Origin of the sequence: Salibacterium qingdaonense (assembly GCF_900114715.1) — a bacterium.
Taxonomy (GTDB): domain Bacteria; phylum Bacillota; class Bacilli; order Bacillales; family Marinococcaceae; genus Salibacterium; species Salibacterium qingdaonense.
In genome coordinates this window covers 1-21316 of the sequence record NZ_FOTY01000037.1, presented here as the reverse complement: position 1 = coordinate 21316, position 21316 = coordinate 1, and the positions used below count along the sequence as shown (strand labels likewise).

Sequence of the window (21316 nt, the reverse complement as noted above, 5' to 3'; positions counted from 1 at the left end):
GTTTAGAACGTGATCCTGTTTGATACGTTGGTTTTTCTGTCAGGGATTCAATCAGTGCTTGAACATCAATCTCCTTCCCACCTTCGATGAGGAGGTGGCGTTTGTGGTCGTAATCATTAACATATTTTCGGACAGTGTCTCGATTAATACCAACATCCCGGGCAATTTGGCGACAAGACTTTCCATCGTGAACATACTGGATGAGAGCGTGATACTTTTGGTTCATTGTAATCAAATCTCCTGCCTCCCACTTGTACGAAGTTACAAGCGAGATTATCAATATAGTGGCTGAATTTTCAATGAACATGGTGGCTGATTTTTAAGTTAACAAATACACTTAATGGCACCACCGGCCTTCTTCCCGGCATTTTTTAATCCTTCCAGACCGCCTTTACCCATGACGAATCCGCCTAACACTGGCATCAATCCGCCAATAGTTTCGGTTACGCTACTTAGAACACCGCCAGTTTTTTGATCGAGAGTATCATAAGCCTGACTGATAGACCTTCCGAAATTCCGGATTTTTTGACCTGTGGTGTCGTACTGATCATCAAGATTGCTCGTTGAGTCTTTAAGATCGGTCGTTTTCCCTTCGGCGCTGGAGATAGCCTCCCCGACACGTCCGCTTGTGTCTTCCCACATCGTACCGAATAGACCGGTGGCGGTTTCCATGTAGCCGACTTCACCTTCCATATCCAGCAGTCCGTTCACAACTTCGTTGGTTACTTCCTTCGCTTCTTGTCCGCCTTTCGCAAAGTCAGACTGCCACGTATCGGCAAGTTTCTCCGCTTCCTTTTCGGTGTCGGTGAGAGACTCAGCAACCTTTAGCAGAGATTCGTTATCTGTTTCCTGCATCCGTATTCCGAACTCGTTGATGGAGTCTGCCATGCGGTCGGTGTCACGCACACCGGCTTCCATTCCGGATTGCAGGATAGAAATCATCTCGCTGTTATCGGCACCGATGCGATTGAATGCCGGCGAAAACTCCTGTATCGTTTCCAAATAGTCGCCTGACACATTTACACCAGACTGCATGCCAGTCGCAATGGTATCAAGAGAAGAGGAAAAATCAGTTTCCATAGACTGAGCATTCGCCCGGGCTGCGTCTATCACTTCATTGACGTCCGCACCCCAAGCATCTGATATATTTAGTACATCCCTGGCTTGCTTTTGCAAGTCTGCATCGCTATCGCCTGTGACATTTCGAGTCAAGCGAACACTTTGCTCAACTTCTTCCATACTATCTCCGCGCCCGGTGGAATATATATTCGCGATCCGACTACGAAGATTTTCTGCTTCTTCCTCTGATACGCCAAGTCGCGTTTCAAGCTTGGCAGCTAAGCTTTCAAAGTTATCAATTCCCTGCGCCGCCTGAGCACCGCCCAGCACGCCAGCTATGCCGCCGAGCGTTTCCTTTACTCCGGATGCTTTTTCTTCGAGATTGTCCAGTTTTCGCTCGGATTGTTTCGTATCAATATCCGGATTCGGCATGTTCCGAACTTCATTGGAAGCATCATTCGCGGCACCTTCTACGTTTTGCAGTTGTCCTGTTGCCTGTCTGCCGCTTATATTTGGGTCAGCTATACTACGTATGCCGCCTGATGCATCGTCTGCTGCGCTGTCTACATTAGCAAGTTGTCCAGTTGCTTGCCGCCCGCTTATATTTGGGTCTTCGATACCATTAATTTCTGCCGAAAGATTCTCTGCTGACCTGCCCACTCCTTGCAATTCTCTTCGCATGGAATCGCCAGAATCCTGCATCGTGTCACCCATATCATCAATGACACGATCCCCACGTTTGATGTTGTCGATATAGTCGTCTGTAGTCTCGTTGGATCGTCTCAATGCGCGATCATCGATATCCCATGTTATACCTACTGCAAGATCTCTAAGAGCCATGTCACACCCCCTTTCCGCCAAAATAAAAAGCCCCTTCGAAAAGGGACTTACTCCATTCCATATTTTTCTTTCATATCTTTTATCGCGGTCTCAGCTTCTTGCACATCTTCCTCTAATTCATCTTGCCTAGTCTGCAACATACGGCGTGTATCTTCCACCACCTCTTCGTCAGGGTGATCTAAGATGATAGCTTTGTACCTCAGATTTCTGGATACATCAAAAACTTCAGCGCCGACCGTTTCAGCCATTGCCTGTAATTCGGACTTATCGGTCTCGCTTGCGATATCGACAATTTGTGTAGATAACTCTTCCATTTGTCTGTGCTTTTCGTTTAATGTGTCTGCATCTTCACTATTATTGTTTTGATCGTATATTTCTAAAGCTTCTGTGTACTTATTCTGAGTCTCCATGATGATATTTTTTGCTTCTTCGTCCACTCCCCCAGCATTTGATGTAGCAGCAAAGACAGATACTGAAACAACACATAAAATAACAGCACCGAGTGCCATTTCTTTGTTGCTCTTAATATCATCACCTTTTCGCCATTTCACAATAGCTGTGATGAGTGCGGCAGCTGATACAATAAAAACAATCCCCAGAATGACATTCAGCATACATTCCCCTCCATGTTTTTCCTCATCGTACCATACATGGAGGGTTTAGTAGTAGTCATCATAAGCTTTTTTAAACGCCGTTAACATCTCATCCGCGCGCTCTATATCGAATAGATCCATCTGGCGAACTTCCGTCCAAGAGAAACGCTTACTCAGAATCAGTCTCCAAGCCTTTTCCTCTATCACTTTCAGTTGTTCCTTGGTTCGGCCGTTCTCCAAGAAATCGTTCTATCGCCTTGACGGCCTCCTGTAATCCCAGAATGTCTTCCTGGAAGTCTTCCACTGAGAGTTTCGGCTGTTTCACTACTTCTTCGATAAGTTCCCGTGCATAAGGAGCCTGGTTCGGGATACCGTTGCTCGCCCGATGTCTGTCATTTAGTTCGAGATACCACATTGCTCCAGGGTGCTGTACCGTATATTCTTGTCCGTTTACTGTGATTTTTCCTTGCTTGGCCATATATTAGCCCTCCATTTCATCGTTTAGTTTCGGAATATAAATTGAGATTTCAACGCCGTTCGGTGTCTTGCCAAATTCACGGCTGCCGATGCTTTGAATGCGGCAGTTATTACCGCCGGCTTTGTATTTACCGGTGTTGCCATCAATGACCTCTGCGGAGAACATCGTCCGGTTGTTTTTCAACGTGTACATTTTCGGCAGAGATGGGCTGCTTGGTTTTAATGTTACGGTCATGACTGCGGACTCGTTTGTCTCTTCCGCGTAGGTCACACCACCGTCCGCGTCCACGAACGGGCTGAACTCATCGTTATTTTTTTCAATGGAAACTTTAGTATCTTCGCCATATCCCGATAGAAAATCCCCATCAATGACAGTGTTTACATCTTTGACATTAAAAGTCTGTGCCTCTGGCATATTCTAATCCTCCTTTCTTATACTGCAACGCGGCCGGTAATCGTGGCTGTGTGAACAGCACCTTCGCGCTGATAGTTGAATAGTACCGGCGGTAGTTTACGAGCTTTCCGATCTTCTGGGGAAGCGTCTGTAATACTTGGAGCTGTAATTGTGAAGGATGGGTTGCCTCCTTCGTTCTCCAAGATGATGCCCTGGTCAAAGGCTTCCTGCAGCACCTTCTTCACCACACCTACAATCAGAGCAATCCCGCCACTGCTGTACGGAACCTTATTCCGGTTCTGCAACATCGTTTGCGTTTCCTCGCTCATGCGCATTTCGATAAAGTCCTGCCCGTGAACCGAATCAATGAAGTCGCCGTTTACCACAAAGCCTTCGGACGTCTGCTCCTTACCCTGCTTTTTAATGTACGTGTTCACGTTGTTGGAATGGAGCTCTTTGATTTCTGCAGGACTCAGATTCACAACAGAGGAACCCGTAACGCCCTTGAATTTCCATGTTATCGTGCCGGGGTCTTCAACACCCCACCGCCCGGTCATACGCTCTGCAAATTGAAGGTCTGTCGGGTGATAGTAGAGAGACGTTCTCATCGTGCTTCTCGTATCATGGAAGCCGTTCACAAAGTCCACATCATCACTGGTTGTAATGAACATCGACAGCTTGCCGTCTGTCCAATCCGAAAGTGCTTCAATATCCGCATTCCGCTGCGCTGTGGAATGCAGGAAGTACCAATCAGCATGTTCTTTGATTAGTTCATCAAGCTCTGTCGTGAGTTTTGTCGGTGTGTCCGGATCTGTTGAAGCGTCCGGGTCGTAGGTGATGCTGTGAATAGCAATGGAGTCGTTGTGTTCTTCCTGGTCAAAGATCGCTTTAGCTTTCGTGTGTTCAGGGGAACCTTGAGCATAATCTTCTTCCACCTGCCCAATCCCAAAATACTCCCGGTAATCGGAGTTTTTGCTCGTACCAAGAATCAGCTGCTTACTGTATCCGGCACGAGATACACTAATAGATTCGCGGCCGATATCAATATCAACGTCAGATAATGGCGCTCTTGGCATCTTCTATTCCTCCTTCTGTGTAGTCACGTCTGTGGCGTAATCAATATTTCGTTCAATCTGTCGGGTGACGCGGAACTGTACATCAAATCCGTACCTGCGTTCGTAATCGCCCTCAATCAGCGTGTCTCGGTTTTCGACATTAAAAATCTCCGCAACAGCAATGTTCTGCTGGCGGAGGTCAAGATGATCCCACTCAAAACACTCGCTTGCTTTGAGCGCTTCACTGTAAGCTTCCATGCTGTCTGTGGAATAGACAGTAAAGGAGACCGTCAACGTCGGCTGTGTCGTCTGCACTTTGGTCAACGTATCCGTCCCATCGATAAATTCCTCATTGGGATAGCCGCCCTCTCTGGTAAACGGTGTCGTGATCTTGTAATTGATGAAGGGATACGAGGGTTTGCTGTCCTCTTCATACCCCACCGCTTCTTCCAGAGGAATGACCGGCCGCCCAGTGAAATCATGAAGCACTTTTACAATCGTATTGCGGACCGGTGTGATATCATTCTGCATTGGCAACCGGCTCCTTTTTCTTCAGCATGTACATAAAAATGTCCGTATAGGCACTCAAATCATCTTCCGCGTTGATACGGTATATGACCCCGTTCCACCGTACAAGCTGCTTTGGTTGGTGCGACTCATAGGCAAACAGGATGCGGTCTTCTGTGGTATAGGTTCCGTTCTCACTGAACTGCAGCTCCCGCGAATTCATTGGGAAAAGAGCTCCCATTTTTTCTACCCACTCGCCGGTACCTTCCACCCATTCACCGCCATTCTCATAATCTCTGTAACCTTCCGAGGTAATCTCATAGACTTCATACGGTCCCTCGTACATGGATACAAGACCGCTGTATTCGTACATCATTCTCTCACCACTTTCCATGTGATGGATTGCAAAAGGCGCCCAGTATCGACCAGCGGATTGCTACTTCCTTTTGCTTCCGTAGTGGTATTGGCGTTGGGCGGAGATTGGATGCTCCGTATCTTCTCCTGAATAGCACTGACCAGCCACGCACCAATTCGATCATAGGCCTGCTGCGGCGTGATTTTAAAATCCACAACGCCCTGAATGACCTTCTCCATATTCGTTGAGAGTTCCCGTTCCTTTTCATCGTACGTACTGCGCACGTACGAGCGCTCGGGAATTGACACTGACTTCACCAGTACAAAGTAGACTTCAATTTCATCCTTGCCTTTTTCTCGAGCCAGAAGCTTACTGCCGTCATCGGTTTCAATGAAAAAGAGATCCTTGAATTCCCCGGCGCTCTTTCCGTGCGCCTTTGGGTGCGCCGGAATCGTGAGGTATTGGGACTGTTTAGGCTTGATGTCCATGCCGAACTCATGCACACGCGCGATCATCAGCATGTGAGAGTCATCTTCACCAAACACTCCGACTTCCACCTTCATTGATTGGAGTTCCCGGAGGGCCTTGATCAGCTTGGGGGTGTTGTTATTATCCCGAACTCTGACACTCATAAGACAATCAACCTCAATCCGGTAGCCCGTCTCAACAGACGTTTGTATTCCTGCCCGTATTCGGTCGAGTCCAGTCCGCTTCCATTATCGGAGGACGAATAGGAAACACTGATTCTCCCAGAAATAGAGTGAGAGTCAGCCCTTCTCTGATTCAGCGATGCGTAATGAGCCGCAAGGTACCGCTGCAAGCGTTCTTTGTGTTCGTCCTTGATGGAGTACCGCTCTAATTCTTCCTTGGCATCATCAATATACATCTGGATGTCGGAATCGTTGAGACCTTTCAAATGATTAGCAATTGCTTTTACTTTACTCGCATCGGTATCAGCCATTACTGATCACCTTCCGCGTTGCCGTCTCCTTCGCCATTCAGTTGAGCCATTTGTTTTTCTATTGCTTCGATGACAGTCTTGCGGGTGTCGCCTTCTTCTTCCTCCTGCTTCCATTTCACAAGCAGTTCGGGGGTGTAGGTATCGTTCACAAGATCGATAGCAGGATTGGCGTTGATTTCTGTGACACTTTGAGCTTGCGTATCGTTGTCGTCTTCGCCTTCTGCATCATCTTTCTCGAATGTGATGACCTCGCCTTTCTCAATCAAACGCTTGGCGATAGGGTGGCCGGAGAACCTTTTCCACTCTGGTGCAGATATTTCATTTGTCCCGGGCAGGAGGCGCACCCCTGCCGCGTGACGAACATACTTACCTTTATTTTGTACTAACATTACACACCATCTCCTCTCACAATAGCCATAGGATAGCGAATTACGACGCCGCCGCACCGTTCTTCAGCCGGTACTTTGTAGTAAGGAAATGCGTACTCTTGATCATGGCGTGTGATGTCCATCGGAATCAACAGCTCCACAACTTCCGGCGCGCTGTCAAAGACAAGGAAGCAGTCACCGCCGCTTTCACCCTGACCGACAAGGTCGGATGTCTTTTCAATCGTGCTGAACCAGTTTTGGGCCTCAATGTACTGCTGCACAGTCTGACCAGTGTACTGGTTATACTCTTTCTGCAATTCCTCGAAATTGTCCGGAGTCACAACAAGCGTGTCTGCTTCATGACCAGGCAGTTCGTCGACCTTTGCTTTGGCCTTTCTGACATCCGTCACAATCTCCTTACCGGTTTTATCTGCCCACTCTGTGGATGTGCCGCCGCTGTTCTGATCAACAGCTAAGGTTTGAATACCCTCGGCATTTGTCAGGCCATTGATATTATGGTCAGCGTCACCGACCCACACCAGTTGATTTTCCTTCTCTGCAATCGCACGGCGGACGGTGTTTGCTTTCGTGGACTCAATCGGACGTCCAGCCATTTGTGCTTGGCGCAATTCCTGAATGTGGACACGGAAACCCGAGACAATGGAATACAAGAGTACCGTCTCGCTCTTCATGTCTAGGTCTACCAGTGGTACATCCGATGCGCCGGGCGCTAGGATTTTAGCGACACCAGTACGTGTCATCACATCGTATCTGTAGGTTTCTGCTCCGCGCGGGATATTACGTTTCAGGTTGATGAGTGTGCGGGCTTTCAGTTCTTCTCGTTTCGGTTCGTATAGGACGTTATCGACAGCTTCCAGATCTTCTGGACGCATCATGGCGTCATTTCTCATGACCATTTTCTATCCACTCCTTCGTTTTTAGTTAGGCTGGCAGGTTAAGTTCAAGTTGAATGAGTTCACCGGCATTGGCTGTGCTCTTGAATGTCGCTCCAGCAACTTCAACACCATCTGTTGCCGAGGTTTTGAAGTTGCCTGTGGTCGAAGCTGCATACACGGTATCACCCGGTGCCGCATCTTCATCGACCTCTACCCAGATGACGCCTTTTCGGACAACGGCAACCGGTTCGTTGGCATCGTACTGCTTTACTGCATTCGGATCCGTGTAGTCGTAGTATTCTCTTGCAAGAGCCACGCCCAGGAACGTGCCACCCTGGAATGTCTGTGCTTGTGTGCCGCCGCCTGTCATTTCAATCGCCATACCGTAATTGATGGCAGACGCAGCCGCTTTCGTTTCGGCGTGGCTGTCTTGATAGGTAGCAAACTTACCCTTTGATGCCGCGGCGTCCATGTATTTCTGATAATCAGTGATAGGCATTTCTTTCATCCTCCTTTATTAATTGCGCGCAATAGATGCGTTTGCCCACATCACAGCTTCTTCAAGCTTTGTCATTGCAACGGATTTTTCTCGAGAACCTGGGCAGGTGTTATCCAAGAGATAAGCTAGGTTTTTTGCTTCCTCTCGCAGTTCATTGTATTTGCTAATCTGTTCTTTAGTTGGAGCATGATAGGTGAAATTATTTTCAATTTGTTCCTGCACTATTTATCATCCTCACTTCTTCATATTCATGCGGTCTTCGCGCTTTTTGTTGATATCGTCACCCCTACTTCCAGGGAACTTCATTTGATTAGCCCCGACCGAGGACTGTACGCTGTCCTGCAGAAACGACATCGTGGCGTCGTACCGCGCATTGATGTATTCCTCGGACTTCTCTTTCGCGTCGAACTTCTCGTCCTGTGTTTGGATCACAGCCACCTTGATATCTTGATCAGACTTGCCTTTGTATTCGAAGTCCTCCGGCAGATGCTCCCGGGCAGTATCAATCAGAGCAATGCGGTTTTCTACCGCTGCGTCGATAGCGTCCTGCTTTGGTTCGGCCTTCTGCGCGTTGTCCAGTTCTGTTTTCTTGTTATCCAGCTCCGTCTTTTGAGCGTCATAGTTGGCTGTCAGCGTGTCATGGTCTTTCTTGAGCTGATCATAACTATCGGCCTTGGCCTGCAGCCCGTCTACCTTTGACTTTACCTCACTTGGCACCTCAAACTCTTGTTCATCAATCTTCACTTTTGCCATTGTACTGCCTCCTTCTTGTTTTGAATCTGTTCGATCAACCTGCCATGCGGACGAATCGCCACGAATGGCGGCTTCCGGACCCACTCTGCCCTGGTCCACAATCGCAATGTGGTTGACCTCAACGTTAGTTTGCCTGTACTGATAGTTCTGCCCTTCGTACTGCCCCTGCTCTGATACAAGGTCTGTTATAAAGCCCAGGCTGATTTCTCGTTTATCGCCTTCCAAAACCTTTTCTATCAGTGCCTTATCGGTAATCGTAAAAGATACCATGATGCCGCCATTTTGGACGGATGCGTCGTTATGCGAAAGCCCACGGCCAAGAGCTTGGATGTTGTCTACACCTACAGCCTCGGAAGGGTGATCGTCCGTAACTGGTTTGGCATTACAGCTGCGGATTGTTAGGTCTGAATAAATGTCTTCCGGGTGCTTCAACTCCTGCTGGATCGTCCCATCGCTAGACTGATACGGATACACACCGGGTTTTGTCACGACAGCTCGGACCGTAAGAAAGCCTTCATCGCTTTCATCGTGACTCAAAATCTTTGCTCTGTCGTACCTATGCAGCTTCATTCGTTCTCACCCCCTTTCGGTATCTGCTTGCCGCTCGTTGGGGTACGGAAGCTGTCATTGCTTACAGTTTTCGAACATTGCTCGCTCTTAGTATCTCCCTTTTTACGCTCCATGCGGTAATCCGGATCCGCCATGCCCTTCACCCCCTTACTGGAACTCGAATAATTCTTCCTCCAATGGCTCAGCCACACACCGGCAGTTGTAGTCCTTACCAGGATAAAGGCCATTCGCCCCGTCCTTCCATGTAAAGACCTTTCCGTCCAGCTCACGGTGCTTCTTTCGAACACGCCGGTCATCGCTGTCACGCCATCTGAACTTCTTCAAGCCAGCTTCTTGGTGCCGGCGCTTCGTCATGTCACCGAGTATGGATCCCGTCTGGTCTCGAGCAATAAAAATCGCCCGGCGCTTGCCTGCGCCCGACGTCTGTTTGATTCGCTCTGCCATGTCGTTGAGGGATTCGCCGCTGCGGACGCCCTGGATGACAATTGTTTTGATGTCATCGTGATACTGCCTGTCGATGGACTTGATGCGGGAGACATTCTCAGCCACTGCTGTTTCCATGAAGGAGGCGAGCCACGATTCATTCATCGTAGGGTCTATGCCTACAACGTCGCGGAACTGCTCAGCAAATTCTTCTTTCTGTCGCTGGTTCAATCCATTCACAAACTGTTGAACAATAGCGGTGACAGCTGCAGTAGCAAAGACTTCTTCACCGGTCTCTTCCTCGAGGGCTTCCAGTTCCTTCTGTATCTCGGAAAGCTCGTCCTCGTCCAGCACAAGGCCATCGTTCCGGTTCCGATACTGATGAATCAAGGGCTTAATACGTTTCGTCCATGCGTCCCACATAATCTTTCTGTTTTGATCAACAAGACCTTTCACCCGCCGTGCGTACTGGACAGCAACCGCCGTCGGAAAAGCGCCGCCTCTAATCCGCGCCATTGCCGCCCTCTCCTTTACTATTAGGATCATCAGGCATCTCCAGCTCGTCCATCAGACTGCCCATTTCAAAGCGTTTCTGCCTGATTTCGTCCGGAGTGAGGACTTGGCTTTTCAGATAGATGCTGTCCGTCTCAGCTTGCTTCTTGTTGATGTCCGCCTCAGTCTGATCGTCCAGTCGCCACAACGGATTGAACTTCACTTTCCAGTCTATAGAGTCAGGGTCGATCTGACCACCGGGCTCATCACTTGCCCACAATAGCAGCCGAATGAGGTATTCAATCTTAGGCCGGAGGAAGTTCTCCTGGGTGCCTGCGATGCGCGCGTAATAGTTCAGGCTATCATACTGTGCACCAGATATGGTCCCGGACTGTTGCCCGAGCAAATGGCTTTTCGGCATCTTTGCAGAGCCAGCCAGCACATCCCAGACAAACGTCAGAAGCTGTTCTACGCCGTTTACCTGCGTTGTTTTCTTCTCGAGTTCTTCATTCGGATCAATGATTGCCAACGCCTCAGTACGAAACATGTAGTCCATCAGCATCTGCGTCTCTCGCATTTCTGATTTTGACATTTCATTAGCCTGTTCACTCTTAAATACCTTGAAGGTGAAGTCATAAAGTATCTGGCCGACTGACCAGAGCGATGTATCAAATACTGTGATGATGTCTTTCATCGGTTCAAGTATTGACTGTCCCCAGTCTCTGTCCTCTATACGTTTGGTCTGCAGGTGCAGCAGTCTTGATTTATGCACGTCTCTCTGTAAAGGAGAGTCATCCATTGTTGTATGTCCCGGGTTGATTTGATACTTTTCCACATCCCCAAACGAAGGGTCAAAAGGGTCATCATTGATAAGGAACTTTGTTACTTTCAACCGGGAAAAGGGGTGCAGGTAATCTATCGAACGTAATCGCCGGACATCGATTTCATCTTTTAACGTCCACTTTTGCCCTTGTTCGGATACGCCAATGGATACAAAACCGTCACCGCGTAGCCGGTCATAAGCGACCATCTTTTCAATCGCCTCTGGCGCGTTCAGCGTTTCCAGTCGCTTTTCCAAAGCACGGGCAAGCTTTTCATCCTCCATCTCGATGGTGATCCACTCACGTGTGCTATCTTCAGCAGGAATATCAACGATGTTCTGTATGATCTGGTTGCCGGCATAAAGCCGAGTGATATCTTCATCACTTAACAGCGCCCGATCACCTGCTTGCTGCCGAACAAGAGGGTCTTGCTCTCCACCTTTCCCGGCCGTCTGCATGAAGTCGTTTTCATACTCTTTGTATTCTTTAGCGCGGTCCATTGTTGTTTTCTTCGCCATTGTTTCACCTCATTCGCTTGTAGCGATCTAGCAAGTTCGACTTCTGCCCGCCGATACGGTTTAGTGCTTGTGACATAGCATCAACTTGGTCATCGTTTGCCCCGTTCGGGAAGGATGCAGCTTCTTCAATAAAGTCATGGATCCACGGCGCAATAGACGGATCCGGAAGATGCACATTGCCTGCTTCTATTTCAGGTGATACAGCCTGCGCTCTAACTTCCTTACCGCCTTCTGGTTCGACCGCAGTAAGACCGGTAATCTCCCGTTTCAGCATCTGAATAACAGCCGGTCCGTTCGCTTTATCCTCAATCAGCTTTGATCGTGCAGACGGCCACTTTGAGGAAAGGGATCGAATCGCCTGCATAGTTCCCGGCATATCCATTCGCGCTCTTACTTGGTCTAACAGATACCGGTCCGCACCAACGCGCCCCCAGACCTGGCCGACAACAAAGTCAGAACCGTCTGTGTCTTTAAATGTGCAGTCCCATGACTGCAGCACTTGGTCAAAACGAGCCGGCGCTTTCTTGTAATACTGCCACCAGTTTCGTTGAAAGATATTGCCCTCTCCTGGAGATGGCCGCTGCTGAAAAAGGGCAGCCCATGTCCGGCTGCCCACTTCGATCTTTTTATTTTTGGCCCATTCTTCATCATAGCCGAGTTCCGGACACAGTGCTTCGTCCAGTTCACGACCAAGCAAATCATCTTCACTTTCAGCTACAGCCGGCATCCGTATCCGCTCCCAGTTGTAGGGGCTCCGGGCAAGCATCCTGCCAACAAGATCATCTTCGTGCCACCGCGTCATAATAACAATAACGGTGCCGCCTTGGTGCAAACGAGTCGAGAGCGTCGCTTCCCATTCCCCCCATACCTTTTCGCGCATCGTTTCGGAGTCGGCCTCTTCTTTGTTTTTAAATGGGTCATCAATCAGCAAAAGGTCGGCACCTTCACCAGTGATGGAGCCGCCGATACCAGTCGCAATCATGCCGCCGCGGCGTCCTTCGATGCCCCAGTTGTTTTGGGCTGCGTTGATGGAGGAAACACCTACATCAAAAAGACCCGGGCCGTACTCCGCTATCTTCTCCCGGTTCAGCCGCCCGAATTTTCTAGCCAGTGCATCAGAGTAAGACGTAACAATGACGCGCTTATCCGGATTCTTCGCAAGAAAGTAAGAGGGGAACGACTCAGAGACCGTCATCGACTTTCCGTGCCGCGGCGGCATTTCTATGATGATATGTCGCTGTTCTCCCTGGGCGACCGGCTCCAGCTGTTCTGAAATATATTCTGTGTGCTTGAAATGGCGGTAGTTTCCGCGATGCACCCGAACCACATAATCACGAAACGAGCGACGGGCCAGCTCATTTTCTGCTGCCTGCGCTATGGCTTCTTTTTGTTCAGTCGTTAGAGTCTGCAAGCTTCCTCAACTCCTCGACGGTCAGTCCGGACAGGTCCACTTGATTATTCAGGCCGCCGGAATGCTCAATATCCTGCTTGTCTTTCCACTTCTCCGGCTGTCTGTTCTTGAGCCAGAAGATGGCTGATGTAGGATCCGGAGCATAATGTTTAACCACTCTTTTGGTTTCATGGCCCATTTCGTAGGTGACTTCTTCGTACTGATAACCGGTAGCCCTCTTAAACAGTGCATCTTCGACTTCATAATCAGCTTCTTGCTTCCCTCTTTTTAAGGTCTCCCGTAATTCCCAATATTCATTCTTGTAACGAGCAAAAGAGGAGGAACCTACACCAAGTCGAACCCTGATTTCTTCCTCGGTTGCCCCGTCTCTACACCAATGCTCGATCTCTTTCAGATACGGTTCAACATGTGTTTGGTATTTGTTCTTACGTCCGGCCATGTCACATCACCCTCATTCCTCCTCATATAAAAAAGAGCCACGCCTCAGCGTCGCCCTCTGCTTTTTATCTTGTATATTCACCTGCTTATTAGGATGGTAATTTTTCACGTTTTTGCTTTAATTTCTTTAGCAATATTTCGATATTTTCAAGGTCTGCATTATTTTCAGCCTCTACTCTCTCTACCTCTGCTCCGATTATCGGGATATAACTTTTAACTTTCTCTAAGTATCCCGCATATAAATTGTAAACTTCGCCTTCTTTAACTCCTCCGTTTTCTTCAACAGAGGAGTATATTTCTTCGATTTCCCTAAGATACTCCAACTCATCTAACGCATTTATTTTGTTACCTTCTGCCCTGTGCCCTTCTGGTGCTTCTATCGTGTATATGAAGTCTCTCCTTTCTTCCAATTGTTTAATGTGTGTATCGATTAACTTTCCGACATTTGTGTTAACACCCATATTCATCCCTCCTGCCCATTATTTCGACAGGAGGTACTATTTTCCTGCAAATTTATTTTAGAAAGAGGAAAAACCTCCCTTTTTGTTGAAATACGTCTGTTAAGAAAGGAGGTGTTACCTATGGCTAAATATATAATTAATCACAACACAGAAGAAGTTCACAGGACAGCCGAACGTACGCGAAACTGCCGTATACCAGAAATTCATGCCACACACCGCGAAGATACTGATAATGATGGGCGTGTGGCTCAACTTATCCGCGATAAGTATAATGGCTGTTATTGGTGCTATCGTAGTCAACACACTGGCTAGCTATTAGCGGGAGAGTAATTCAATGCTCTCCCTCTTTTCAACAAACCTAAATCTTTTTCTGCAGGTAAGTTGTTCCTTCTATGCCATTCTACGCAGTCCTGCTCCGTTATACAGCCTGTTTTAAGAGGCATCTGCCAAACACCGCCACTTATACCATCTGCATAGTAATAAGGATAAGGATTGTATCCTAATTTTTTTGCTGCTCGAACACTGTTCTCTCGAATCAGCGCAATAGGTGGATCTGCATGGCTTTTCCAAATGCCGAAGGCGTTTTCCCACTCAACATTTTGTCCTGCAGTACCATGATTACAGCAACATCCTAACGTCACGATGCCCTGATCATTCAATTGCTGAACTTCATCGGCAATACATGCATCTACGCGAACCGTCGTATTATTCTGTTCAGGATTGATAACAAGCACATCCTTGTATACCCCATATAAACACATAGTGCTCACCTCGATAATTAATATGTCCGAGGAGCACAGGAAATTATGAGCGAATAATGAGATTTCCTTCCGCCCCGTTCCTGCCTCCCAGTCTAGCATGTGGATGTAGCTTTCGCGAAATCTGTTTCTTCTGGAACATTTGGAACATCTGGAACATCAACCGTGATTTTATCGACAATAGATTCCCGAATACGGTTAACGTGAGAGTGAGACAATCCCATATGCTTTCCAATCCACCGCAAGGACTTCCCCTCGAGTAACCAATGCAGCACCTCGACTTCCCGGTCATCCGTGATTAAATGAATACGATCTTGGATAAGCTTTACCTTCTGTTCGTATTGAGCGACCTTATTCCAGCGCTTTTCGCGCCTGGCTGTCTCTTTAGCAACCGGATCACTCTGACCGCCGCCTTGCGCTTTCGGCATAACGGATTCAATACCGTATTGGGCTGTGAGCTTCTCTCCGGCGTCCTCCATTGAATCACGGAGCAGTTTAATACTGTTCATCATCCAGTGATAATCTTTCAACAGCGCTTCAATTTGTCGCTTATTCATAGAATCGCCCCTTTTGCTTTATGGATCCACCGCTGCCACGTCCGTACGTCGGTCTATTCACACCCATCAGTTCCTTCAGGTCTTTATCAGTCAGCTTCTCTTTCGGCTTTTTCTTGGTCATGCAACACCCTCCAATCTAATAAAAAAAGGCACCGAACTATAAAGCAGCTCTGAACTGCTCTAAAGTCGATGCCCCGATTGTTTCGGTAGCAATATTAAATTCTTACTTGATCTATTGCTCTTCGTTTCTCTCGTCAATTTCTTCAGCTAAGCTCATTAAAGCTTCCAACGCACCTGCGCTAAATCTGTCTTTATCAGTGATCCTATAGGAAGCCCTGTAATGAGTTATTTTTTCTTCAATTAGATTTTTAATTGCCTTTTCATCCATTTGGATCAATCCTTCACCTGATAAGATTACTTCTTCGTATATTCTATCTTATATCCTTCTGGCTTGCCGTCCTGCCACGTAATAATCTGTTTGCCGAATCCGTCACCAGGTATATCCACCGACTCGATGACTCCGTTTCTCACTTTATATACAGCGTTCTCTGTCAGGTCAATCTCCGCGGTCATATTTTGTTGATTTGTCTTGATATCAGCCATGTTGACCCCTCCCGGATATGTTAGAATAACAGTAGGTGTGCTGCTCCGAGAGGGGCGGCTTTTTTATTATTGTTTTCTATGAACTGCTTCTTGAAGCTCTCGGTGATAATCTCGCACTAACTTGAACGTTTCTTCCTCCGAAAATCCATTAAACGACAGGCTACCCTTATAAGCTCTCAACAATTTTGCCACGTCTCTCAATAAGGCTTGCTCCTGTTCCATCGCCTGTATAATATCCACGCTATACCTCCCTCAACTGGTCACTTTTTCCGCATGCTTGTCTACCACAGCGAGATAATCCAACGGAATCCCCTGTCCCTGCGTCACAACATCAGCATAGATTTCCAAGTCATCCAACGGAATGGACTTTCTCCCGCCTCTCTGTGCTTCTCGAACGTATTTCTGGAGCATATTATTCGGGACATAATAAACGGTCCTCAGCGGTCTGATTTCGAGCAACACGAAGCATACGGCTCCTTGTCTCTCTGACTGTTGCAGAAAATCTATCTGACTATCCGTGATCATCTTCAAATCAAACCGCTTTTCGCCAGTGGACTTTGCTTCAAACTGAATCGACAGCCCACGATAGACGCCGTCAAAATCGACGGTGCTTTTCTGATCAAACACGCAGATGTTCTGGCCGCCTTTCGTGGAGCCTATGATCTTCATAGGGGTCGGGCGCTTGGAGATCAGCGCCAGCCCCTTGTTCTTGTATTGCAGGTTCGTGGTATTCACCAGGTTTTCAAAACCCATGCCCCTATTAGCTTGAGTCTGCTTCATACCTTCACCCTCCCTCTAATCGTCCGCACCTTCATCTGCAGCATTTTCATAGCCGAGCTCTGTCCGTAAAATCGACACCGGTTCGTTCAAATCGCAGCAGTGGTGAACAGGTTCTGACCTCCGATACCCGCAACTCATATCCTCTGCAGCTGCCAAAAGGTACTCCCAGTCCTCCATGTGCAAAGTCAGCGTAAGGTATTCATTCTCCATCCTTCTCCGCCTCCTTCATTTTCTTCCAGCACTTCGGCCCGTACCCGCGTTCTTTCGACTTCCGATCCTTCAATTCTCGACCGCATTTTTCACACTGCATTGTGTTTTCCTCCTTTTCGAAAGTCCGTGCTTCCGCTTCCAATTCAACACGGCGTCTCGGCTCACGCCGAAGCGTTCAGCGATCTGCCCGTCCGACATGGTTTTGGAGAGCTTCTGAAACTTTTCGGGAGTCAAGTATTCATCCAGCTTGAATTTCATCGTCCTCATTCCTTTCTGATAGATTCGCGATAATCTGATAAGCAGCTTCTTTGCCAACCGTGTACACGCAAGCGTTCAGCCATTTGTTGAAGTCGTACGCCATCATATCTTCCAATCGGGAAACCTCTTGCTCGGCTGCGGCCGCGGCTTCCGCCTGCCCGTACAGCCACCAGAAATCTTGATTGGACATCGTCACATCGCCGTCATTGTCTATGTCGATCCGTTCCTGCAGGTCCTCAAGATAACTCATGCTTTGCCTCCAATCCTTTTGTTAATCGTCCGTCTTTTTCAACTTTTTGAATGACACATTCTTTATGAGCAAAAACTGTGAAATCACCCTGTTCAAATGCCAAGCCTTCACATTCTTTTTCGCAGTAATAGCATTTCACTTATCTCCACTCCTTCGCGTAATCGTCGTTATGCGTTATTCACTTCTTATAACTCTGTGGTCTTTAAACTCTATCCCCTGAACATGTTCCATGTTTTCGCATGCTTCGTTTTCTCTAATCTTTTGTATAGCTTCTTTTTCACTGGAACCCTCTATCCATTCGGTATAAGTAGTTTCTTCAACGTGCTTATACTCAACTTTATAAAAACTCATTTACATCCTCCTATCTCGCATAATCCGTCCTACTCGCGCTACACAGCAGCCGTAGTTTCATTCATCAACAACACTTCAAATATTGCTTCCAGTACATCCACGACAATGCTGTTGCCAGCTTGGCTGTATAGTGTTGCATTCCGATATCCTTTTCGTCCCGGATTAGCCCGGAGCACCTCGTCAAAGTCATCGTCATCGAAACCCATAAGTCGCCAACATTCCCTTTCTGTAAGGTATCGATAACCACCGTTTGGTTTCTGGATGACTCCAGCGTTAGGGCAGCGATCCTGCCGGGTGCTGATCGTCCAGCAATGATCGTCAATAATATCGAGAGAACGATACGTGCTGTTCTTCGACATGTTTTCAGGCAGCCGGTTCAGCATGCTTGGTATCGTGATCTGATACTGCGGTTCCGTTACGTTTTCTTCCAAAAACTCGCTGATTAGCCTGACTGGTTTTGCCCGCGTTTGACTAAAATCAAAGGGGGCACCTTGGAGGGTCGATATAGTAAACACCCTCTCTCGCTGCTGTGGTATCCCATAGTCCATAGCATTGAGAACCTTGTAGCTGTTGGTATAACCCAGATCATTCATTTTTCCCAGATATCGTGAGAAAGAGTGATACATATCCCGGTCAAGGACACCCTTCACGTTCTCCCATATGACCACGCCCGGACGCCAATCTCCCATGTTTTCAATGATCTTCAACGTCTCCCACATCAATGAGCTGCGTGTTTTATCCTCGTCATTGCCGCCCAACCTCTGCCCGGCGCGGGAAAAGTCCTGGCAGGGAGAACCGTGCACCATAATATCCGGCTTCAAATTATATCCGGTAATGGTTTGCGGTTTATGCCGAAGATCATACAGCGCGTTGTAGGTGCGGACGGCCTTTTCATCTATCTCGACGTAATCGATAGCTTTATGATCAATTCCGAGATTTACCAACGCCTTCCGTGGCGCGCCGATTCCTCCAAACAGTTCAAGTATCTTGATGATCATCAACACCCCGCGATAATAAATAGTTTCAAGTGTGCTGTTTCTGCAGGAGATCAATCAAGTCCATTTCACCGGGTGCCTCTTGCGGCTTCTCCTCTTCAAAAAGTCCGGCTTTCCTGCATTCCGCACCCCACTTAAACCAGTGATGAGCGTGATACTCAAAGGTCTGCATGTTATCGATCGTGAGACCGGCATCAAAGAGCTGTTTCAGCTGCTCTTTTTTCTTCGTGATCTCCCGGTCCGCCCGCTGAATTTGTGTCATGCTCCACCTCCAGTAACTCCGGGTTCTCATGGATGTTACCCAGCACCTTCAGTTCATCATCTTGTAGGTGCACCCAATACAGCTCAAAAGGACCGTCCGAACCATAAAATTCGCTTTCTACGCTTTTCCACAGCTGGAACATGCCGCCTGCAAATGTCACAACGCCTCGGTACTGTGTATCGTTATCTTCAATGTCAAAAACAGTGAAATCGATTATATCGCCCTCGTAAATTTCTTTATCATCTTCATCAATACCGGTGTATTGTCTGGGCACATATCTTTCATGATCCGAAAGCATAACCCCTAACTCCTCAGCACTATAATCATCTTCAGTAAGCATTTCAGCATAATCGGTATCCCAAAATTTAAACTTCAGTGGCCGCATATTGCACCTCCATCAATTCCGGAAGCCGCACTCTCTCCCGTTCCAGTTCACTCACCGTCAATTCACTTAACAGTCGGCTATCCAGCGAGAGGAAGAATCCCTGCTGCTCCAACTCTTTAATAAGCACCTGCCGTCTCAGTTCCATAGCTTTCCGCCTCCATTTCTTTCAGTAAGCGTTCGTTCTCCCGATACAATTCCATCAGCTCCGCTTTCCGTTTCTCCCGCAGCACTTTCGGAAGCTTGCGGCCGCGGAAGTGTATGGCCGATTCTACTGTCATGTCATGTCCTCCAGTCTGTGATTTAGCTGAAACTTATCGCCTTGAATCAGCACCAGGTATTGCTTGCACATTTCGTATATCCGGGTTGCCAGCGCCTCGTCTATCTTAACCATTTGATCAATCGGCAGCTCGGATGAAATCATAATCGGCTTGTGATTCAAGTACCGGTGATTGATGACAGCGTAGGTCTGTTCCACCTGCCAGTCTGTCGCTCGAGGAATGCCCTTCGCCGGCTTGAACAGATCATCAATAAACAGCACATCGGCTTCTTTCATCCGCGTCAGTTTCTCCTCCAGCTTGTCGAAGTCGTCTTTGAGGTCGTTGAAGCCCTCCACATAGGGGAAATACTGTACGCCGACATGCTTTTTATACATGAGATTGTTTGCGATAGCCGTCAGCAGATGCGTTTTCCCTGTGCCCGGCTGCCCGAGAAGCATAATGCTGTTCTGCCGCTGCTCCCTGATATCTTCGAAACGCTGAAAATACTCATAGGCGCATTCATAAGCGTCTTGAATAATTTGTGGCTTGCCCTCTGTGCTGAAGTTCTTGAAGCCGAGCTTTCGGAACTCGTCGGTGATCTCGCTCGACCGCATCAGCTTCTGCGACCGTCGCCACTCGATGCAGCTACAACGCACCCAGACTTCGTAACCGTCCCTCATTTCGAGGTAGCCGGTTTGGTCCTTACACTTCGGGCAGTCGTATTTATGCTCGTTTTCCTGGCCGGTGCCGTCCGACCTGCCCTGCCATGATGGTCCGCTCTTGGCTTGCTCCGCCCGTTCCTTTAGCTTGTCCATAACCTCCTGCATACTGGTTTGCGCTTGGTCCATATGCCGCTGCCTCCTTTGGTTGTTGCTTTTCATGATGCTTGTCGAGAATGTAGCCGACGCAATACTCCAGCGTTTGGATATTAGACCTGGAATGCTTACTCTGTGTGGCGTGATACTGCTGGAACTTCTCCTCCATCCAGGCAAGCGCGTCATTTAGCTCAACGCCTTGATTAAAGATTTCCTCAGCTGCCATGTCATCTTTGCTCGATGTCATGAAGCCACTGCCTCGAAGGGTGATAAACTTATCTAGCACTGCTTGGACGTAAGAAGTCTGTGATATTTCTCCCGAGTTCTGCTCAGGATTTCCCTGTGGGTCGGTTTCCGGCGTCCCGTCACTTGCTTCTTCGCTCACGCGCGCATCAGCAGCAGTAGTACCATCATTCTTAATGCATTCTAATTCATTCTTGTTTATATCCAGAGACTGTTCCTTGCTTGTTCCTTCGCTGTTACCTTCGTTCTCTTTAACTTGGTAAGAACCCCAATTTATCAGGGTTATAAGTGTGTACTGTCTGTTACTTTTACCACGGCTTATGGAAATCATTTCTTGTTTCTCTAACCATTCCAGTATTTTTGAAATGGTCTTAGGATTCGCTTCTTTCCAAGTGGCTCTCTCATACCATCCTGTTTCTTCCGCTATCTTTCGGACGGAAGTAAGATGCTGCCCAGGCTTGATAGTGAGAAAATCGTCATCGATGGGGATCCGTTTCTCGCGATGATTGACTTTGTATTTCAAATACTGCCAAACCCTGTGGTACAGGGGAGGCATGAGCCAAATGTCGCTTTCCAATTCCTTTCGGAAGTCTTTGATGTATCCTTGTGTATTTGTTAACTTAAAAATCAGCCACCATGTTCATTGAAAATTCAGCCACTATATTGATAATCTCGCTTGTAACTTCGTACAAGTGGGAGGC

At 47.8% G+C, this 21316-nt stretch carries 40 protein-coding genes; all 40 read right to left on the bottom strand.

The genetic code is table 11. The annotated features are described in order from the left end of the window. Positions 1 to 226, bottom strand: a 226-nt coding sequence (locus tag BM058_RS16365; protein ID WP_245737062.1) for a helix-turn-helix domain-containing protein, incomplete at its 3' end; no start/stop codon positions are given. 98 nt (positions 227 to 324) lie between these two features. Continuing rightward, positions 325 to 1899: a phage tail tape measure protein gene (locus BM058_RS16360; protein WP_090928453.1), complete on the bottom strand. Its 1575-nt coding sequence runs from the start codon at positions 1897 to 1899 to the stop codon at positions 325 to 327. A gap of 47 nt (positions 1900 to 1946) precedes the next feature. Continuing rightward, a complete protein-coding gene (locus tag BM058_RS16355) occupies positions 1947 to 2513 on the bottom strand; it encodes a hypothetical protein (protein WP_090928452.1) in 567 nt (188 codons plus the stop codon). A 148-nt stretch (positions 2514 to 2661) separates the two neighbouring features. After that, on the bottom strand, positions 2662 to 2970 hold the full coding sequence (locus tag BM058_RS16350) for a hypothetical protein (protein WP_090928451.1): 309 nt from the start codon (positions 2968 to 2970) through the stop codon (positions 2662 to 2664). 3 nt (positions 2971 to 2973) lie between these two features. Then, a complete protein-coding gene (locus tag BM058_RS16345; protein WP_090928449.1) occupies positions 2974 to 3384 on the bottom strand; it encodes a phage structural protein in 411 nt (136 codons plus the stop codon). 17 nt (positions 3385 to 3401) lie between these two features. Next, complete coding sequence (locus BM058_RS16340; protein WP_090928448.1) at positions 3402 to 4439, bottom strand: DUF3383 family protein; 1038 nt, start codon at positions 4437 to 4439, stop codon at positions 3402 to 3404. Positions 4440 to 4442: 3 nt separating this feature from the next. Further along, on the bottom strand, positions 4443 to 4949 hold the full coding sequence (locus BM058_RS16335) for a phage neck terminator protein (RefSeq protein WP_090928446.1): 507 nt from the start codon (positions 4947 to 4949) through the stop codon (positions 4443 to 4445). Continuing rightward, positions 4939 to 5301, bottom strand: coding sequence for a hypothetical protein (locus BM058_RS16330; RefSeq protein WP_090928444.1), 363 nt, complete (start codon positions 5299 to 5301; stop codon positions 4939 to 4941). Before BM058_RS16330 ends, BM058_RS16335 begins: the two co-directional genes overlap by 11 nt. Continuing rightward, complete coding sequence (locus BM058_RS16325; RefSeq protein WP_090928442.1) at positions 5298 to 5912, bottom strand: hypothetical protein; 615 nt, start codon at positions 5910 to 5912, stop codon at positions 5298 to 5300. Before BM058_RS16325 ends, BM058_RS16330 begins: the two co-directional genes overlap by 4 nt. After that, positions 5909 to 6241 (bottom strand): DUF4054 domain-containing protein, encoded by a 333-nt coding sequence (locus tag BM058_RS16320; protein WP_090928440.1) that lies wholly within the window; start codon positions 6239 to 6241, stop codon positions 5909 to 5911. The genes BM058_RS16325 and BM058_RS16320 overlap by 4 nt, the downstream gene beginning before the upstream one ends. Next, positions 6241 to 6630 carry a hypothetical protein gene (locus tag BM058_RS16315; protein ID WP_090928438.1) on the bottom strand — a complete coding sequence of 130 codons (390 nt, stop codon included), beginning with the start codon at positions 6628 to 6630 and terminating at the stop codon, positions 6241 to 6243. Before BM058_RS16315 ends, BM058_RS16320 begins: the two co-directional genes overlap by 1 nt. Beyond that, positions 6630 to 7526, bottom strand: a complete 897-nt coding sequence (locus tag BM058_RS16310) for a DUF2184 domain-containing protein (protein ID WP_245737061.1) — start codon at positions 7524 to 7526, stop codon at positions 6630 to 6632. The genes BM058_RS16315 and BM058_RS16310 overlap by 1 nt, the downstream gene beginning before the upstream one ends. Positions 7527 to 7551: 25 nt before the next feature. Further along, positions 7552 to 8004, bottom strand: coding sequence for a structural cement protein Gp24 (locus tag BM058_RS16305; protein WP_090928435.1), 453 nt, complete (start codon positions 8002 to 8004; stop codon positions 7552 to 7554). Between the two features lie 18 nt (positions 8005 to 8022). After that, on the bottom strand, positions 8023 to 8226 hold the full coding sequence (locus tag BM058_RS16300; protein ID WP_090928433.1) for an Acb2/Tad1 domain-containing protein: 204 nt from the start codon (positions 8224 to 8226) through the stop codon (positions 8023 to 8025). Positions 8227 to 8238: 12 nt separating this feature from the next. Continuing rightward, on the bottom strand, positions 8239 to 9327 hold the full coding sequence (locus BM058_RS16295; RefSeq protein ID WP_090928431.1) for a DUF2213 domain-containing protein: 1089 nt from the start codon (positions 9325 to 9327) through the stop codon (positions 8239 to 8241). Beyond that, positions 9324 to 9461, bottom strand: a complete 138-nt coding sequence (locus BM058_RS18435) for a hypothetical protein (protein WP_177195605.1) — start codon at positions 9459 to 9461, stop codon at positions 9324 to 9326. The genes BM058_RS16295 and BM058_RS18435 overlap by 4 nt, the downstream gene beginning before the upstream one ends. Positions 9462 to 9474: 13 nt before the next feature. After that, the gene (locus BM058_RS16290) at positions 9475 to 10266 is read right to left on the bottom strand and encodes a phage head morphogenesis protein (protein ID WP_177195604.1); all 792 of its coding nucleotides are present in this window, start codon (positions 10264 to 10266) and stop codon (positions 9475 to 9477) included. Then, a complete protein-coding gene (locus BM058_RS16285) occupies positions 10253 to 11581 on the bottom strand; it encodes an anti-CBASS protein Acb1 family protein (protein ID WP_090928427.1) in 1329 nt (442 codons plus the stop codon). The genes BM058_RS16290 and BM058_RS16285 overlap by 14 nt, the downstream gene beginning before the upstream one ends. A 4-nt stretch (positions 11582 to 11585) precedes the next feature. Then, complete coding sequence (terL, locus tag BM058_RS16280) at positions 11586 to 12992, bottom strand: phage terminase large subunit (RefSeq protein WP_090928425.1); 1407 nt, start codon at positions 12990 to 12992, stop codon at positions 11586 to 11588. Next, complete coding sequence (locus tag BM058_RS16275) at positions 12973 to 13431, bottom strand: hypothetical protein (protein ID WP_090928423.1); 459 nt, start codon at positions 13429 to 13431, stop codon at positions 12973 to 12975. Before BM058_RS16275 ends, terL begins: the two co-directional genes overlap by 20 nt. 88 nt (positions 13432 to 13519) lie before the next feature. Further along, positions 13520 to 13891, bottom strand: coding sequence for a hypothetical protein (locus BM058_RS16270; RefSeq protein WP_090928421.1), 372 nt, complete (start codon positions 13889 to 13891; stop codon positions 13520 to 13522). Between the two features lie 308 nt (positions 13892 to 14199). Continuing rightward, entirely contained in the window at positions 14200 to 14625 is a 426-nt protein-coding gene (locus BM058_RS16260) for a hypothetical protein (protein ID WP_143083056.1), read from the bottom strand. 119 nt (positions 14626 to 14744) lie between these two features. Continuing rightward, positions 14745 to 15206: a helix-turn-helix transcriptional regulator gene (locus BM058_RS16255; RefSeq protein WP_090928415.1), complete on the bottom strand. Its 462-nt coding sequence runs from the start codon at positions 15204 to 15206 to the stop codon at positions 14745 to 14747. Then, positions 15199 to 15327, bottom strand: coding sequence for a hypothetical protein (locus tag BM058_RS18770; RefSeq protein WP_281244712.1), 129 nt, complete (start codon positions 15325 to 15327; stop codon positions 15199 to 15201). Before BM058_RS18770 ends, BM058_RS16255 begins: the two co-directional genes overlap by 8 nt. A 111-nt stretch (positions 15328 to 15438) precedes the next feature. Continuing rightward, complete coding sequence (locus BM058_RS18430; RefSeq protein ID WP_177195603.1) at positions 15439 to 15594, bottom strand: hypothetical protein; 156 nt, start codon at positions 15592 to 15594, stop codon at positions 15439 to 15441. A 26-nt stretch (positions 15595 to 15620) separates the two neighbouring features. Then, positions 15621 to 15809, bottom strand: a complete 189-nt coding sequence (locus tag BM058_RS16250; protein WP_090928413.1) for a DUF3954 domain-containing protein — start codon at positions 15807 to 15809, stop codon at positions 15621 to 15623. A gap of 66 nt (positions 15810 to 15875) precedes the next feature. Continuing rightward, entirely contained in the window at positions 15876 to 16049 is a 174-nt protein-coding gene (locus BM058_RS18425) for a hypothetical protein (RefSeq protein ID WP_177195602.1), read from the bottom strand. A 12-nt stretch (positions 16050 to 16061) separates the two neighbouring features. Next, on the bottom strand, positions 16062 to 16589 hold the full coding sequence (locus BM058_RS16245) for a Holliday junction resolvase RecU (protein WP_090928411.1): 528 nt from the start codon (positions 16587 to 16589) through the stop codon (positions 16062 to 16064). A gap of 15 nt (positions 16590 to 16604) precedes the next feature. Next, positions 16605 to 16799, bottom strand: a complete 195-nt coding sequence (locus BM058_RS16240) for a hypothetical protein (RefSeq protein ID WP_090928409.1) — start codon at positions 16797 to 16799, stop codon at positions 16605 to 16607. Then, positions 16789 to 16899: a DUF6011 domain-containing protein gene (locus BM058_RS18680; RefSeq protein WP_245737060.1), complete on the bottom strand. Its 111-nt coding sequence runs from the start codon at positions 16897 to 16899 to the stop codon at positions 16789 to 16791. Before BM058_RS18680 ends, BM058_RS16240 begins: the two co-directional genes overlap by 11 nt. A 138-nt stretch (positions 16900 to 17037) precedes the next feature. Then, the gene (locus tag BM058_RS16235) at positions 17038 to 17307 is read right to left on the bottom strand and encodes a hypothetical protein (RefSeq protein WP_090928407.1); all 270 of its coding nucleotides are present in this window, start codon (positions 17305 to 17307) and stop codon (positions 17038 to 17040) included. Then, on the bottom strand, positions 17294 to 17446 hold the full coding sequence (locus BM058_RS18420) for a hypothetical protein (RefSeq protein WP_177195601.1): 153 nt from the start codon (positions 17444 to 17446) through the stop codon (positions 17294 to 17296). The genes BM058_RS16235 and BM058_RS18420 overlap by 14 nt, the downstream gene beginning before the upstream one ends. Positions 17447 to 17481: 35 nt before the next feature. Continuing rightward, the gene (locus tag BM058_RS18415; protein WP_177195600.1) at positions 17482 to 17658 is read right to left on the bottom strand and encodes a hypothetical protein; all 177 of its coding nucleotides are present in this window, start codon (positions 17656 to 17658) and stop codon (positions 17482 to 17484) included. Between the two features lie 38 nt (positions 17659 to 17696). Further along, positions 17697 to 18656 carry a DNA (cytosine-5-)-methyltransferase gene (locus BM058_RS16230; RefSeq protein ID WP_218151915.1) on the bottom strand — a complete coding sequence of 320 codons (960 nt, stop codon included), beginning with the start codon at positions 18654 to 18656 and terminating at the stop codon, positions 17697 to 17699. Positions 18657 to 18681: 25 nt separating this feature from the next. Then, positions 18682 to 18915: a hypothetical protein gene (locus BM058_RS16225; protein WP_090928405.1), complete on the bottom strand. Its 234-nt coding sequence runs from the start codon at positions 18913 to 18915 to the stop codon at positions 18682 to 18684. After that, complete coding sequence (locus BM058_RS16220; protein ID WP_090928403.1) at positions 18848 to 19300, bottom strand: YopX family protein; 453 nt, start codon at positions 19298 to 19300, stop codon at positions 18848 to 18850. The genes BM058_RS16225 and BM058_RS16220 overlap by 68 nt, the downstream gene beginning before the upstream one ends. Further along, on the bottom strand, positions 19281 to 19445 hold the full coding sequence (gene fbpA, locus BM058_RS16215) for a Fur-regulated basic protein FbpA (protein WP_090928401.1): 165 nt from the start codon (positions 19443 to 19445) through the stop codon (positions 19281 to 19283). The genes BM058_RS16220 and fbpA overlap by 20 nt, the downstream gene beginning before the upstream one ends. Continuing rightward, the gene (locus BM058_RS18410) at positions 19417 to 19578 is read right to left on the bottom strand and encodes a hypothetical protein (protein ID WP_177195599.1); all 162 of its coding nucleotides are present in this window, start codon (positions 19576 to 19578) and stop codon (positions 19417 to 19419) included. Before BM058_RS18410 ends, fbpA begins: the two co-directional genes overlap by 29 nt. Continuing rightward, on the bottom strand, positions 19575 to 20372 hold the full coding sequence (locus tag BM058_RS16210) for an ATP-binding protein (protein ID WP_245737057.1): 798 nt from the start codon (positions 20370 to 20372) through the stop codon (positions 19575 to 19577). Before BM058_RS16210 ends, BM058_RS18410 begins: the two co-directional genes overlap by 4 nt. After that, positions 20281 to 21138, bottom strand: coding sequence for a hypothetical protein (locus tag BM058_RS16205; protein ID WP_143083055.1), 858 nt, complete (start codon positions 21136 to 21138; stop codon positions 20281 to 20283). Before BM058_RS16205 ends, BM058_RS16210 begins: the two co-directional genes overlap by 92 nt. Between the last annotated feature and the right edge of the window lie 178 nt (positions 21139 to 21316).